This window comes from Amycolatopsis sp. NPDC004772 (assembly GCF_053601215.1).
Genome location: NZ_JBSGBK010000005.1, coordinates 166,081 through 179,633, shown reverse-complemented (window position 1 = coordinate 179,633; position 13,553 = coordinate 166,081). Strand labels below are relative to the sequence as shown.

Genomic DNA, 13,553 nt, shown 5'->3' with positions numbered 1-13,553 from the left:
CCTTGATCTGACAGTTCACCACGAGGTCGTAGACTCGGCTACCTCATGAGCGCAACTCTCGTCGCGAAGGACCTGGCCGCGGGCCACGGTGACCGCATCCTCTTTTCCGGCCTCGATCTCGTGGTGGCCCCCGGCGACGTCGTCGGCCTGGTCGGGGTCAACGGCGCCGGCAAGTCGACGCTCCTGCGGACCCTCGCCGGCCTCGCGAAGCCGGACAGCGGTGAAGTCCGCCTGAACCCGCCGACCGCGACGGTCGGCCACCTGCCGCAGGAGCCGGAACGGCGCGAAGGCGAGTCGGTGCGGGCCTTCCTGGCGCGCCGCACCGGCGTCTCGGCGGCCCAAGCGGACCTCGACGCGGCGACGTCGGCCCTCACCGACGGCGCGGCGGGCGCGGACGACCTGTACGCGGCGGCGCTGGACCGCTGGCTGGCTCTCGGCGGCGCCGACCTCGACGACCGGGCGGCCGAAGTGGCCGCCGACCTCGGCCTGGCCGTGGACCTGGACCAGCCGATGACGTCCCTGTCGGGCGGCCAGGCGGCCCGCGCGGGGCTGGCGTCGCTGCTGCTCAGCCGCTACGACGTCTTCCTGCTCGACGAGCCGACGAACGACCTCGACCTCGACGGCCTGGCCCGCCTGGAGCAGTTCGTGTCCGGCCTCCGGGCGGCGACGGTGCTGGTGAGCCACGACCGCGAGTTCCTGGCCCGCACGGTCGACCGCGTCGTCGAGCTGGACCTGGCCCAGCAGCAGGTGAACGTCTACGGCGGCGGGTACGAGGCGTACCTGGAGGAGCGCGAGGTCGCGCGCCGGCACGCGCGTGAGGAGTACGAGGAGTACGCCGACACGAAGGCGTCCTTGGAGGCACGCGGGCGGATGCAGCGGGCGTGGATGGAGAAGGGCGTGAAGAACGCCCGCCGGAAGCAGCCCGACAACGACAAGGCGGCGCGCAAGTTCCGCACCGAGGCCACGGAGAAGCAGGCGTCCAAGGCGCGGCAGACCGACCGCATGATCGAGCGGCTGGAGGTCGTCGAGGAGCCGCGCAAGGAGTGGGAGTTGCGGATGGAGATCGCCGCGGCCCCGCGGGCGGGAGCGGTGGTCGCAACGCTGCGGGGCGCGGTGGTCCAGCGCGGCGGATTCACCCTCGGCCCGGTCGACCTGCAGATCGACTGGGCGGACAAGGTCGCCATCACGGGCGCGAACGGATCCGGCAAGTCCACGCTCCTGGCGGCAATGCTGGGCCGGGTGGCGTTGTCCGAAGGCGCCGCGTCCCTGGGTCCGGGTGTGGTGGTCGGCGAGGTCGACCAGGCCCGGCGGTTGTTCCTGGGCGATGTGCCGCTGGCTTCGGCGTTCGCCCGCGAGGTGCCCGAGTTCGCCGACGCCGAGGTCCGGACGCTGCTGGCCAAATACGGCCTTAAGGCCGCGCACGTGCTTCGATCCGCCGCAACGCTTTCGCCGGGCGAACGGACACGGGCCGCGCTGGCGTTGTTGCAAGCCCGTGGGGTGAACCTCCTGGTCCTGGACGAGCCGACCAACCACCTGGACCTCCCCGCCATCGAGCAACTCGAGGCGGCGCTGGACAAGTACCCGGGAACGCTGCTCCTGGTGACACACGACCGCCGCATGCTCGACGCGGTGCACGTGACGCGCCGGCTGGTGGTCGAGGAGGGCAAGGTCGGCGAGCAGTAATCTGCGGCGCTGCTAGTGCTCTCGTTTGAGAGCAGTGCTCTCGCTTCGGGGCACTGCTCTGGTCGCGGTGGTGAGCGGTGCTCTCGTTTTGGAGCGCCGCTTCGGTGCTGGGCGTGAGCAGTGCTCTCACGCGTGAGCAGTGCTCTCTTATAGAGGAGAGCGCCTGCCGTTGCGTGAGCAGTGCTCTCGAATCTGAGCGGTGCTCTTGCGTCGTGTGTGAGCAGTGCTCTCGAACGTGAGTACCGCTTTGCCCCTACCTGTGAGCGGTGCTCTCGACGTGAGCAGTGCTCTTGTTGTGTGTCGCCAGCGCCCTCGAACTCGAGTGTGGCGTGAGATGGTTTCGGGGTCGCCGCCTCCTGATCGGGCTGCTGCGGAGATGGTTGACGCCCCGCTCTCAACCGTGGGCACCGCTCCTTTCTTTAAGGCGATCACCGCTCTTTAAGGTGAGCATCGCTCTTCAAGGTGGGCACCGCTCTCGAATGAGAGCACTGCTCTCGAATGAGGGCGCCGTCGTTGCCGGATCGAGAGCGGTGTTCTCGAACCGGAGCTGTGCCCGCGTTTGTGAGTGAGTGGTGCTCTCATTGGTGAGCGGTGTTGTCGCGACCTCGGTGCGGTGCGGTGCGATGTGGGGTGCGAGCCGGGCCCTCATTGGCGATCGGTGCTCTTGATGGTGAGCGGCGCTCACATCCGAGAGCGGTGCTCTCGGATGTGAGCAGGCGTCACACCTTGGATGTGAGCGGTGCTCTCGTGCGAGAGCGGTGCTCACCCCTTCGTTGCCCCGCCGGTCAGGCCCTTGACGAACTGTTTCTGCAACGTCAGGTAAAAAAACAGCACCGGCAGCGTCGCCAGGAACATCAGGGCGAACACGCTCCCGAGGTCCGCCTGGTACTGGCCGATCGAACGGTAGATGCCCGTCGTGATCGTGGTGCCCTGGCTGGGGCCGAGGATGATCAGCGGGTCGATGAAGTCGTTCCAGATCCAGACGCCCAGGAAGATCAAGACCGAAGCCGTGGCCGGGCGTAGCAGCGGGAATACCACCCGCCAGAACACCTGCATGCGGCTTGCTCCGTCGAGCCGGGCCGCCTCCTCCAGTTCCACCGGGACGCCGCGGATGAAACCCGTGAACACGAACACCCCGAAGGGCACGTAGTACCCGACGTTGAACAGGATCAAGCCCTGCAGGGTCGCCATCAGGTGGGTCACGCGCAGGACGTCGGTGATCGGGATCAGGATCACCTGGGGCGGGATCATCAAGCCGGCCAGCAGAACCAGCGTCAGGACCTTTGTCCAGCGCTTGACCGAGCGGGCCAGGTAGTGACCCAGCATGGCCGACAGCACCGTCAGGACCAGGATCGACAGCACCGTCACCACGATGCTGTTCGTCAAGCTGACCCAGAACAGGCCGTCCGGTCGGGTCAGGACCGCGTGGATGTTCGACAGCGTCGGCGGGACCGGCAGGGACGCCGGCTCCTTGGCGATCAGGTCGCCCTGCTTGAACACGTTCGCCAGCACCAAGTACAACGGGATGAAGAACACCGCGCTGACGAGCAAGGCCACCGTGGGGCGCACCAACGACCGGGAGCGGGTCACAGGTCCACCTCCCGGCGGCGCAGGAAGTTCAGCACCACCGTCGTCACGAGGGCCACGATCACCAGCATCAGCACGGCCATCGCGGACGCGTAACCGACGTGGTTCGAATCGAAACCCGTCTGCAGGACGTCGAAGGCGATCGTTGCCGTGGCGCCGGAACCCGGGCCGCCGTTGGTGATCACCTTGACGTAGTCGTACGTCTTGAACGCCGAAATCAACAGCACCACCGTGTTGATCGTCAACGACGGGGCCAACAGCGGCCAGGTGACCGCGCGGAAGCGACGTACCGGCCCCGCGCCGTCGATCTCCGCCGCCTCCAGCAGTTCCGCCGGCACGCCCTGGAGACCCGCCAAATACACCACGACGCAGAACCCGAGCATCTGCCAGCACACGATCGACGCCACCGAATACAGGGCCACGTCCGGGTCGGACAGCCAGCCCGGCGGGTGCGCGACACCCAGCGCGCGCAGCAGGGAATTCAGCGGGCCGCGGTCGTCGAGCAAGCGGGACCAGACGATCGACACCACCACCGAACTGAGGATCACCGGTGTGAAGAACACGCTGCGCAAAGCGTTGTACAGCCAGCCCTTCCGGTCCAGCAGCAACGCCACGCCCAACCCCAGCACGTTGGGCACGATCACCACGACCAGCGTCAGGATCGTGGTCACCTGCAGCGCCGTGAGGAATTGCGAATCGGTGAACAACAGGCGGTAATTGTCGAAACCGACGAACTTCACCGGGGGGTTGAACGGGTTGTAGTTCGTCAGGCTGTAGCCGAAGCTGATCAGGATCGGCGCCATCACGAAACACAAGTACACGAGCACACCCGGCGCGCCGAACGACGCGAAGTGCGCCAGCCGCGGCAGGACCGGGCGGCGCCGGCGGCGGGGCCGGGCCGTAGCCGAGGGCGGGGACGGGCGGGAAATGACGGCGGTCAAGGACGTCAGCCCGCCTTCGCCCACTCGGTGTCCAGGAACGCGCACGCGTCGGCCACCGGCTTGCGGCCGGTGATGACGTCCTGGGCGGCCTGGTCGACCTTGTCCTTCATCCCGGGCAGCAACCCGTCGTCGGCGGTCTCCCAGCGGAACGCGTGCACCACGGCGTTCTGCTGCACCGCCTGCGCGTACAGGTCGTAGCCGGCCTTGAACGTCGGCCCGACGCCGGGCGGCGGCGTGTAGCCCTTGACCGCCGGGAACAGGCCGTCGGCCTTCACCGAGGCGTCCAGCTGGTCCTTGTCGAGCTGAAAACCCAGCGCGAACTTGCGGGCGGCGTCGAGGTTCGCGGCCTTGGCGTTGACGATCATCCCGCCGCCGGTGTACGCCGGGACGACGAGCTTGCCGTCCTCGGTGGGGAAGTTGAACACCCCTACCTCGAAGTCGTGCTTCTTCGAGTCGGCGTTGGCGGCGAACCAGTTGCCCATCGGGTACATCGCGCTCTGGCCGTCCAGGAACGCCTGCTCGGTCGCCGCGTAGTCGCGGGACACGCTCGTCTTGTCCACATACCCCTTCGCCGCGAGGTCGGCGAGCTTCGCGAACGCGTGCTGGAACACGGGATCGGCGAACTCCACCTTGTCCTGACGCCGCTGGGCGAGCCAGTCCGGCAGCGTGTTGTAGACCTCGGTGCTGACCAGCCCGGACAGGATCATCGACGACGGGAAGCCGTCCTTGCCGCCGCCGATGGTGAACGGCGAGAAGCCCTTCTTCTTGAGCTTGCCGGCGTCGGCGACGAGTTCGTCCCACGTCTTCGGCGGCGCCGCGATGCCCGCGTCGGCGAACATCTTCTTGTTGTAGTAGATCGGCGGGATGGTCTGGGTGTTCGCCGGCAGCTGGTAGTACTTGCCGTTCACCGGGTTGGCCTGCGGGAACTGGAAGTCCTTCAGCTCCTCGGGCGTCCACGCGTAGAGGTTGCCCGCTTCGGCGAAGCCGGCCGAGTCGACGGCGATCATCACGTCCGGGAACTGGCCCGACTGCAGCAGCTGCTTCGCGTACGACGTCCGCCCGTCGGCGGTCGGCGCGACGAGCTTCTTGACCTTGATGCCCGGGTTCTTGTCCGTGACGCGCTTGATCGCCGCGTCCCAGTAGGCCGGCGTGAGGTTCGGGGTCTCGAACGTCAGGAAGGTGATCTCCGCGTCGCCGCCGCCGCTGTTCGAGCCGACCGAGCACGCGCTCACCGCCAGGAGCACCGCCGCGCCCAGCGCCAGGGACCTTCTCATGTCCAAGCCACCTTCCACCATATGTGATGTATGACGCATTTGATCGGATGTATTCGACGATGTCAAGCGTCAGACGGCCCCGAAACCGCAAGAAAGCCGAGAAAGATCAGATCTTTACGCGATCGAGTCGGAGTAGCGTGCTGGCGAAGTCGCCGGCCGGCAACGCCAGCGGGAGCCCGTGGGAGAGCAGCACCGCGCCGCTGTGCGTCCGGCCCGAATCCGGGTCGAGGTACCGCGCGGCCGGGTCGAGGCCGCCCAGCCGCAGCGGCCGCTCCGGCGCGTTGAAGTGCGCGGACTGCCGGTAGGCGAACACGACCGTGCGATCGCCGTGGACGTACTGCAGGGCGGTGACGCCGTCGTCGACCGGCGGCCGCAGCCGGTACAGCGCGCCGTGCTGCACCACCGGCCGGATGTCCTTGTACCGCGCGACGAGATCGCGGGCGAGCTCGAGGTCGTCCGCGGGCCAGTGCACGATGTCGCCGCCGAGGCCGAGCACACCGGCCATGGCGACGTGGAACCGGAACCGCAGCGGCACTGACCGGGCCGTCACGAAGCCGGGGTTGTCGGTGACCCACGCCGACATCGCGCGGGCCGGGTAGAGCTGCCCGTAGCCGTGCTGGATCCGCAGCCGGTCGAGCGCGTCGGTGTTGTCGGAGGTCCAGACCTGGTCGGTGCGGGCGAGCACGCCGAGGTCGATCCGGCCGCCGCCGCCCGCGCACGACTCGATCCGCAGGCCCGGGTGGTCCGCGCGCAGCCGGTCGAGCAGCGCGTACACCGCGTGGGTGTGCTCCACCCACAGCCGGTCCTGGTCGGGTTCGCCCGGCCAGCCCGCTTCGCTGAACGGCCGGTTCATGTCCCACTTGAGGAAGTCGATGCCGTGCGAGCCGACGAGCCGGTCCAGCCACTCGTGCGCCCACGCGGCGACGTCCGGGCGGGCGAAGTTGAGCACCAGCTGCCGTCGCAGCTCCGAGCGGCGCCGGTGCGGGTGGTGCAGGACCCAGTCCGGGTGGGTGCGGTAGAGGTCGCTGTCCGGGTTGACCATCTCGGGCTCGACCCACACGCCGAACCGCATGCCGAGCCCGTGCACGGCGTCGACCAGCGGCTTGAGCCCGTCGGGGAAACGGGTGCGGTTGACCTCCCAGTCGCCGAGGCCGGCGTGGTCGCCGGTGCGGGCGCCGAACCAGCCGTCGTCCATCACGAACAGCTCGACGCCGAGCGCCGCCGCCCGCTCGGCGAGGGCGCGCTGGCCCGCCTCGGTGACGTCGAATCCCGTGGCCTCCCACGAGTTGTAGAGCACCGGGCGCAGTTCCTCCGGGTGCGGCAGGACGTGCGCGAGGACGTAGGCGTGCCACGCCCGGCTCGCCGCGCCGAACCCGCCGTCGGTGTACAGCCCGGCGGACACCGGGGTGGTCAGCGGCCGTCCGGGCCCGACGCGGTGGACCACGCCGTCCTGGCCGAAGCCGCCGCTCACCGTCAGCCGCCCGGTCGACGAGCGGGTGGTGGTCAGCCGCCACGACCCGCTCCACGCCAGCGCGACGCCGTAGACCTCGCCGTGGCGCTCGGTGGCCGTGCCGTCGTCGACCATCACCCAGGGATTCGCGTGGTGCCCGGTGATCCCGCGCCGGCTGGCGAAGACGGTTTCGCCGTGGGGCGCGAACCCGCGCTGCAGCTGGGTTTCCGCGGCCCAGCGGCCAGTCACGTGGCTGAGCCGGTAGTCCTCGAAGACCGGCAGCGCCCAGGTGGCCGAGTCGGCCCGGACGACCTCGACGTCGGTGTCCGCGCTCAGCTCGGTCCAGCGTTCGAGGACGTCCCCGCGCAGCCGGTAGTGCAGGGTGATCCGCAGCGGGTAGTGCCGGTCGGCGAAAACCAGCCGCAGGTGATCGGCGGTGGCTTCGTGGGAGGAGAACCGCCATTCGAGGGCTCGTGTCCCGTCGGCGAAGCGGACCTGCAGGGCCGGTGTCCAGTACCGCGTCCCGCCGTCGGCGGCGAGTTCGGCGAGGCCCTCGTTCGGGTCGTTGAAGCCGTCCCACCAGGGCAGCGTTTCCCCGGTCAGCTCGACGACGTCGGCGTCGGTCAGCGCCGGGCCCCAATACACGTGCGCCGGGACGTCGTCCTCGTCGAGCCGCAGCGCGTACGTGCTCGATTCCCCGGTGAGCACCCAGGTGCGGTGCCCGTCGAGGACGCTGATCCCGGCCATGCGGGACATCCTGCTCACCGGCGCGGCCGCCGCCAAGGGATGTCCCGCTCACCGGTCACGGGCGGTCGGTGAGGTACCCGCCCATCGTCTTGAAGTACTCCGACGCCGGCAGCTCGGTCCCGTCGGCGGTGCGGACCCGCTCGACGAGCAGGCCGGGGGACCGGCCGCGGCGGGCGTCCGGCCCGGCCACGATCACCACGCCGTCGCCCTCGCGGATGAAGATGCGGCCCGGCGTGCCGCCGTAGTGGCCCTGCGACACCGACGCCTTGAGGATCCGCAGCTCCTCGCCGCGGTGGTAGGCGAAAGCGTTCGGGTACGGGTCCGACAGCGCGCGCACGAACCGCTCGAGGTCCGCGGGCGGCAGCGTCCAGTCGATCAGGCTGTCCCGCTTGGCGCGCTTGTGGAAGAAGCTCGCCTTCGACCGGTCCTGCGGCACCGGCGTGTACCCGGTCTCGATCAGCGAGATGGCTTCGGCGGTGATCGGCGCGATGAGGTCGACCGTGCGGTGGAAGAGGTCGGTCGTGGTGTCGGACGGCCCGACCGGGATCGCGCGCTGCAGCACGACGTCGCCGGCGTCGAGCTCGCCGTCCATCATGTGGGCGGTGACGCCGACCTCGGGCTCGCCGTTGATCATGGCCCAGATGAGCGGCGAGAAGCCCGCGTACGCCGGCAGCAGCGAGTCGTGGATGTTCAGCGTGCCGTGCCGCGGCAGCTCGAAGATCTCCGGCGGCAGCCAGGTGCGCCAGTTGTTCGCCACGATCAGGTCGAGGTCCGCGGCCTTGAGCTCGGTCAGCAGTTCGGCGTCGTCCGGGCGGGTGCGCAGCAGTACCCGGATGCCGTGCTCCGCGGCCAGGTCGGCGACCGAGTCGGCCCAGATCCGCTCGTAGGCGTGGTCGCTCTTCGGGTGGGTGACCACGACGGCGACCTCGTGGCCGGCGTCGATGAGCGCCTGGAGGGTCCGGTGCCCCCAGGTCTGGTAGCCGAACATCGCCACGCGCATTCGAGAGTGCCTTCCTTGGTCGGGGGACGAACATCACCACGAACGTACTAGGCGAGGCTCGCCTAAGTTAGGTTAGGGTTCCCTGAACCGTACCGGAGCGCGCGAGGGAGCAACATGACTGCAGAGGTCCCGATCTACGACGTCGTCGGCGTGGGCTTCGGACCGTCGAACCTGGCCCTCGCGATCGCCCTCGCCGAGCACAACGCGGGCGCCGGCGAGCCGGTGACCGCGCACTTCCTCGAGCGGCAGCCGCGGTTCGGCTGGCACCGCGGGATGCTCATCGACACCGCGACCATGCAGGTGTCGTTCCTCAAGGACCTGGTCACCATGCGGAACCCGACCAGCGAGTTCAGCTTCCTCAACTACCTGCACGCCGCCGGCCGGCTGGTCGACTTCATCAACCACAAGAACCTCTTCCCGCTGCGCGTGGAGTTCCACGACTACTTCGAGTGGGCGGCCGCGAAGGTCGACGACGTCGTCTCCTACGGCACCGAGGTCGTCGCGGTGAAGCCGGTGTACGACGGTTCCGAAGTGGCCTACTTCGACGTCGAGGCCTCCGACGGCTCGTCGCTGCGCGCCCGGAACCTGGTCGTGGGGACCGGTCTGCGCCCCCAGCTGCCCGAGGGCGTCACCGCCGGGCCGCGGATCTGGCACAACAGCGAGCTGCTGTTCCGCGTGGACGCCTTGCGCGGCGCCGACCCGAAGCGGTTCGTCGTGGTGGGCGCCGGGCAGAGCGCGGCCGAGGTCGCCGCGTTGCTGCACGACGAGTTCCCGCGCGCCGAGGTGTGCGCGGTGTTCGCCCGCTACGGCTACAGCCCGGCCGACGACAGCTCGTTCGCCAACCGCATCTTCGACCCCGAGGCCGTCGACCAGTTCTACCGCGCGGGCGAGCCGGTGAAGGACCGCCTGATGCGCTACCACGGCGCGACGAACTACTCGGCCGTCGACATCGACCTGATCGACGAGCTCTACCGGCGCGTCTACCGCGAGAAGGTGCTGGGCGTGGAACGGCTGCGGCTGTTCAACGTCTCGCGCCCGGTCGAGGTCACCGACGCGGGCACGGTGACGGTCGAGTCCCTGACGACCGGCGCGCAGACGGTGCTCGAAGCCGACGCGGTCGTGTACGCCACGGGCTACCGGCCCGCGGACCCGACGCCGCTGCTCGGCGAGCTGGGCGCGCGCTGCCTGCGCGACGGGTCCGGGCGCCTGCGCGTCGAGCGCGACTACCGGCTCACGACGGACTTCCCGCTGCGCGGCGGGATCTACTTGCAGGGCGGCACCGAGCACACGCACGGCATCACGTCGTCGCTGCTGTCGAACACCGCGGTGCGGGTGGGGGAGATCCTGCAGTCGGTCGTGGACCGGCGGGTGGTCGCGGAGCCGGCGGGGGAGCTCGCGGTCAGCGCGCGGTGATCTGTTCCCGCAGGATGTCGGCGTGGCCGGTGTGGCGGGCGTACTCCTCGATCAGGAACAGGTAGACGAAGCGGAGGGTGACCTCGCCGACGACCGGGTGGGTCCACCGGTCGTCGAGCGAGAAGCCCGCCGCGATCTCACGGGAACGCCGGGCGGTCCGCCCGTGCTCGGCGATCACGCCCTCGACCGTTTCGTCGTCGGCGACGGTGAAACTGACGTCCCCGGGCGTCGAGGGGCCGTCGATCTCGGCCTCGCCGAGCCCGGCGATCAGCCACTGGAACCACCGGCGCTCGGCGACGGCGGCGTGCTTGACCAGCGCGATCGGCGTGGTCAGCGACGGGACCAGCCGGCGCCGGGCGTCGGTTTCCGACAGGCCGCGTACGTTCTCGACGAGCGCGAGGCGGCCGCGGTCGAGCATGGCCTCCAGCAGTTCTCGCTCGGCGCCGATGGTCTTTTCGGGCAGCGCATACATGGGCCCCAGCTTGCCCGAGAATCAGCCCTGGTGCACCGGTGCCGGGTGGTGGCGGCCGATCGGGATGACCATCGGCGTCCCGCTCACCGGGTCCGGGCGCACCTGGCAGCGGACGTCGAAGACCTCCTCGACGAGCTCCTCCGTGATGACCGCCGCCGGTTCGCCGGAGGCGACCACGCGGCCGGCCTTCATCGCGATCACGTGGTCGGCGTAGCGGCACGCCTGCGGCAGGTCGTGCAGCACCATCACCACCGTGCGGCCCTCCGCGCGGTTGAGGTCGACGACCAGGTCGAGCACGTCGATCTGGTGCGCCAGGTCCAGGTACGTGGTCGGCTCGTCGAGCAGCAGCACCGGCGTGCCCTGCGCGACCGCCATCGCGATCCACGCGCGCTGGCGCTGGCCTCCGGACAGCTCGTCCACCGGGCGGTCGGCGAGGTCGGTCATCCCGGTGGCCGCGAGCGCCGACGCGACCGCCCCTTCGTCCGAAGTGGACCATTGCCGCCACCAGCTCTGGTGCGGGGCGCGGCCGCGGGCGACGAGGTCGGCCACCGTCATGCCCTCCGGCGCCACCGGGGACTGCGGCAGGATGCCGAGCCGCTGGGCGACCTGGCGGGTCGGGAGGTCCTGGATCGACCGGCCGTCCAGGTAGACCCCGCCCGACTTCGGCGTGAGCAGCCGGGCCATCGTGCGCAGCAGGGTCGACTTCCCGCACGCGTTGGCGCCGACGATCGCGGTGATCTTCCCGGGCGGGATGTCGAGGTCGAGGCCGTCGATGACGACCCGGTCGTCGTAGGCGACGCGCAGGTCCTGCACGCGCAGGGACGGTGTCATCTTCTCAGCCTCCGGAGCCGGATCGGTTGGCCCTGGCCAGCAGCCAGAGCAGCAGCGGGGCGCCGAGCGCGCCGGTCACGATGCCCACCGGCAGCGGCGACGCCGTGATCGTGCGGGCCAGGATGTCGCTGCCCAGCACCACGACCGCGCCGGTGAGCGCGGACGCCGTCAGCGGCGGGGACGCCTGGCGCGCCAGGCGTTGCGCGATCTGCGGCGCGGTCAGCGCCACGAAGGAAACCGGGCCGGCGGACGCCGTCGCGAAGGCCACCAGACCGGCGCCGGACAGCAGCAGCCCGAGCCGCACCGGCTGGACCGGCGTGCCGAGCCCGGCCGCCACGTCGTCGCCGAGCTGCAGCGTCCGCATCCAGCGGGACAGGGCCAGCACGAGCGGCAGCAGCACCGCCAGCGCGCCGGCCAGCGGGACGACGTGCTCCCAGCCGCGGTTGTTCAGGTTCCCGACGAGCCAGCCGATCGAGGCCTGGGCTTCGGTGATCTGCGCGCGGCTGAGCAGGTAGTCGGTCAGGCTGGTGCACATCGCGAAGATGCCGATGCCCACCAGGATGATCCGGTAGCCGGTGGTGCCGCGCCGCCACGCGAGGGCGTACACGAGCAACCCGGTCAGCAGGCCGCCCAGCAGGCCGAGCGTGGTGGTGCCGAGGCCGCCGCCGAAACCGAAGGAGATGCCGGCGACGACGGCGGTGGCCGCGCCCGCGTTGATGCCGATCATGTCCGGGCTGGCCAGGGGGTTGCGCGTGATGGTCTGGAACACCGCGCCGGACGCGCCGAACGCGAGCCCGGCGAGCAGGCCGGTGAGCGCCCGCGGCAGCCGCAGTTCCTGCACGATGTAGGCGGTGCCGCTGTCGCCGCCGCCGAACACCGCGGACAGGACGTCGGACACGCCGAGCGGGACGTCGCCGATCGTCATGCCCCAGCAGAACAACGCGAACGCCACCACGGCGAGCACCAGCGAGACGGCGACGAGCCGGAGCCGGACCCGGCCGGACACGGGGGGTTTGGCGAGGCGGAAGGTGACGCGGTCGCGCCGCACCTGCAGCAGGCTCATCAGGACTCCACCAGCTTGCGGCGGCGGACCAGCCAGATGAAGAACGGCGCACCGAGGAAGGCGACGATCACCCCGGCCCGGACCTCGCCGGGCCGCGCCATCACGCGGCCGAGGATGTCCGCGGCCAGCAGCAGGCAGGGCGCGAGGACCGCGGTGTAGGGCAGCAGCCAGCGGTGGTCGGGCCCGATCACGAACCGCACGGCGTGCGGGACGATCAGGCCGAGGAACACGATCGGGCCGGCGACCGCGACGGACGCGCCGGTCAGGAGCGTGACGGCCAGGGCGCCGCGCAGCCGCAGCGGGCCCAGCCGCCGTCCGAGCGCGACCGCGACGTCGTCGCCGAGCGCGAGGCTGTTCAACGCCGGCCCGGTGGCGATCGCCAGCACCGCCCCGACCAGGAGGAACGGCAGCACCCGCAGCAGCGAGCCGCTGTCGACGCCGGCGAGCGACCCGGCCGACCAGAACCGGAAACGGTTGAGCGCCACCGGGTCCGACAGCACCATCGCGCTGGTGAACGAGCCGAGCAGCGCCGTGACGGCGGCCCCGGCGAGGGCAAGCTTGACTGGGCTCGAGCCGCTGCGGCCGCGGGTGCCGAGGAAGTAGACGACCACGGTCGCGGCCAGCGCGCCGGCGAAGGCGAACCAGATGTAGCCGTAGAGCGAGCTGACGCCGAGCACGGTGATGGAGAAGACGATGGCGAACGCGGCGCCGGCGCTGATGCCGAGCAGGCCCGGCTCGGCCAGCGGGTTGCGGGTCAGCGCCTGCATGAGCGTGCCGGACAGGCCCAGCGCGGCACCCACCAGCACCGCCAGCAGTGTCCGCGGCATCCGGACACTGTGGATGATCACCGCGTCGGCCGAACCGTCGTCGTGCCAGAGCACCTGCCAGACGGCGCCGAACGAAATCTCCTTCGACCCCAGCCAGACGCTCAGCAGGCACAGGAAAACCAGCACACCGAGAGCGGCCAGCAGACCGAGCGCGCGGCCCGTGTGTGGCGGGCGTCGCTTGAGAGCGATCCCTCCGGGGTCTGTTCGCACCGCACCTCCGACTGGTACTGATTTTAGGTAAGGCTAACCGATGGTACAGGAGTGC

11 protein-coding genes are annotated in these 13,553 nt (G+C 70.3%); 2 read left to right on the top strand and 9 right to left on the bottom strand.

Annotated elements, in window-relative coordinates; all coding sequences use genetic code 11:
- The first annotated feature begins 45 nt into the window (after positions 1-45).
- Complete coding sequence (locus tag ACWEF6_RS05405; protein WP_449681775.1) at positions 46-1,683, top strand: ABC-F family ATP-binding cassette domain-containing protein; 1,638 nt, start codon at positions 46-48, stop codon at positions 1,681-1,683.
- Between the two features lie 762 nt (positions 1,684-2,445).
- Here ACWEF6_RS05405 and ACWEF6_RS05400 read toward each other — a convergent pair.
- From ACWEF6_RS05400 to ACWEF6_RS05380, 5 genes are all read right to left on the bottom strand, one after another.
- Positions 2,446-3,273: a carbohydrate ABC transporter permease gene (locus tag ACWEF6_RS05400; protein WP_449681774.1), complete on the bottom strand. Its 828-nt coding sequence runs from the start codon at positions 3,271-3,273 to the stop codon at positions 2,446-2,448.
- Positions 3,270-4,235 carry a carbohydrate ABC transporter permease gene (locus ACWEF6_RS05395; RefSeq protein ID WP_449681773.1) on the bottom strand — a complete coding sequence of 322 codons (966 nt, stop codon included), beginning with the start codon at positions 4,233-4,235 and terminating at the stop codon, positions 3,270-3,272. The genes ACWEF6_RS05400 and ACWEF6_RS05395 overlap by 4 nt, the downstream gene beginning before the upstream one ends.
- Complete coding sequence (locus ACWEF6_RS05390) at positions 4,217-5,485, bottom strand: extracellular solute-binding protein (protein WP_449681772.1); 1,269 nt, start codon at positions 5,483-5,485, stop codon at positions 4,217-4,219. The genes ACWEF6_RS05395 and ACWEF6_RS05390 overlap by 19 nt, the downstream gene beginning before the upstream one ends.
- 106 nt (positions 5,486-5,591) lie before the next feature.
- Positions 5,592-7,682 (bottom strand): alpha-galactosidase, encoded by a 2,091-nt coding sequence (locus ACWEF6_RS05385; RefSeq protein ID WP_449681771.1) that lies wholly within the window; start codon positions 7,680-7,682, stop codon positions 5,592-5,594.
- 55 nt (positions 7,683-7,737) lie between these two features.
- The gene (locus ACWEF6_RS05380) at positions 7,738-8,682 is read right to left on the bottom strand and encodes a methionyl-tRNA formyltransferase (protein ID WP_449681770.1); all 945 of its coding nucleotides are present in this window, start codon (positions 8,680-8,682) and stop codon (positions 7,738-7,740) included.
- Between the two features lie 114 nt (positions 8,683-8,796).
- Between ACWEF6_RS05380 and ACWEF6_RS05375 the strand changes: the two genes are divergently transcribed.
- Positions 8,797-10,095 carry a lysine N(6)-hydroxylase/L-ornithine N(5)-oxygenase family protein gene (locus ACWEF6_RS05375; RefSeq protein ID WP_449681769.1) on the top strand — a complete coding sequence of 433 codons (1,299 nt, stop codon included), beginning with the start codon at positions 8,797-8,799 and terminating at the stop codon, positions 10,093-10,095.
- Here ACWEF6_RS05375 and ACWEF6_RS05370 read toward each other — a convergent pair.
- Genes ACWEF6_RS05370 through ACWEF6_RS05355 form a run of 4 tightly spaced genes read right to left on the bottom strand, consistent with a single transcriptional unit; the run spans position 10,082 to position 13,498 of the window.
- On the bottom strand, positions 10,082-10,567 hold the full coding sequence (locus ACWEF6_RS05370; RefSeq protein WP_449681768.1) for a DinB family protein: 486 nt from the start codon (positions 10,565-10,567) through the stop codon (positions 10,082-10,084). The two genes, ACWEF6_RS05375 and ACWEF6_RS05370, sit on opposite strands and share 14 nt — an antisense overlap.
- A 21-nt stretch (positions 10,568-10,588) precedes the next feature.
- The gene (locus tag ACWEF6_RS05365; RefSeq protein ID WP_449681767.1) at positions 10,589-11,398 is read right to left on the bottom strand and encodes an ABC transporter ATP-binding protein; all 810 of its coding nucleotides are present in this window, start codon (positions 11,396-11,398) and stop codon (positions 10,589-10,591) included.
- A gap of 4 nt (positions 11,399-11,402) precedes the next feature.
- The gene (locus tag ACWEF6_RS05360) at positions 11,403-12,461 is read right to left on the bottom strand and encodes a FecCD family ABC transporter permease (protein ID WP_449681766.1); all 1,059 of its coding nucleotides are present in this window, start codon (positions 12,459-12,461) and stop codon (positions 11,403-11,405) included.
- Positions 12,461-13,498, bottom strand: coding sequence for a FecCD family ABC transporter permease (locus ACWEF6_RS05355; protein WP_449681765.1), 1,038 nt, complete (start codon positions 13,496-13,498; stop codon positions 12,461-12,463). The genes ACWEF6_RS05360 and ACWEF6_RS05355 overlap by 1 nt, the downstream gene beginning before the upstream one ends.
- Between the last annotated feature and the right edge of the window lie 55 nt (positions 13,499-13,553).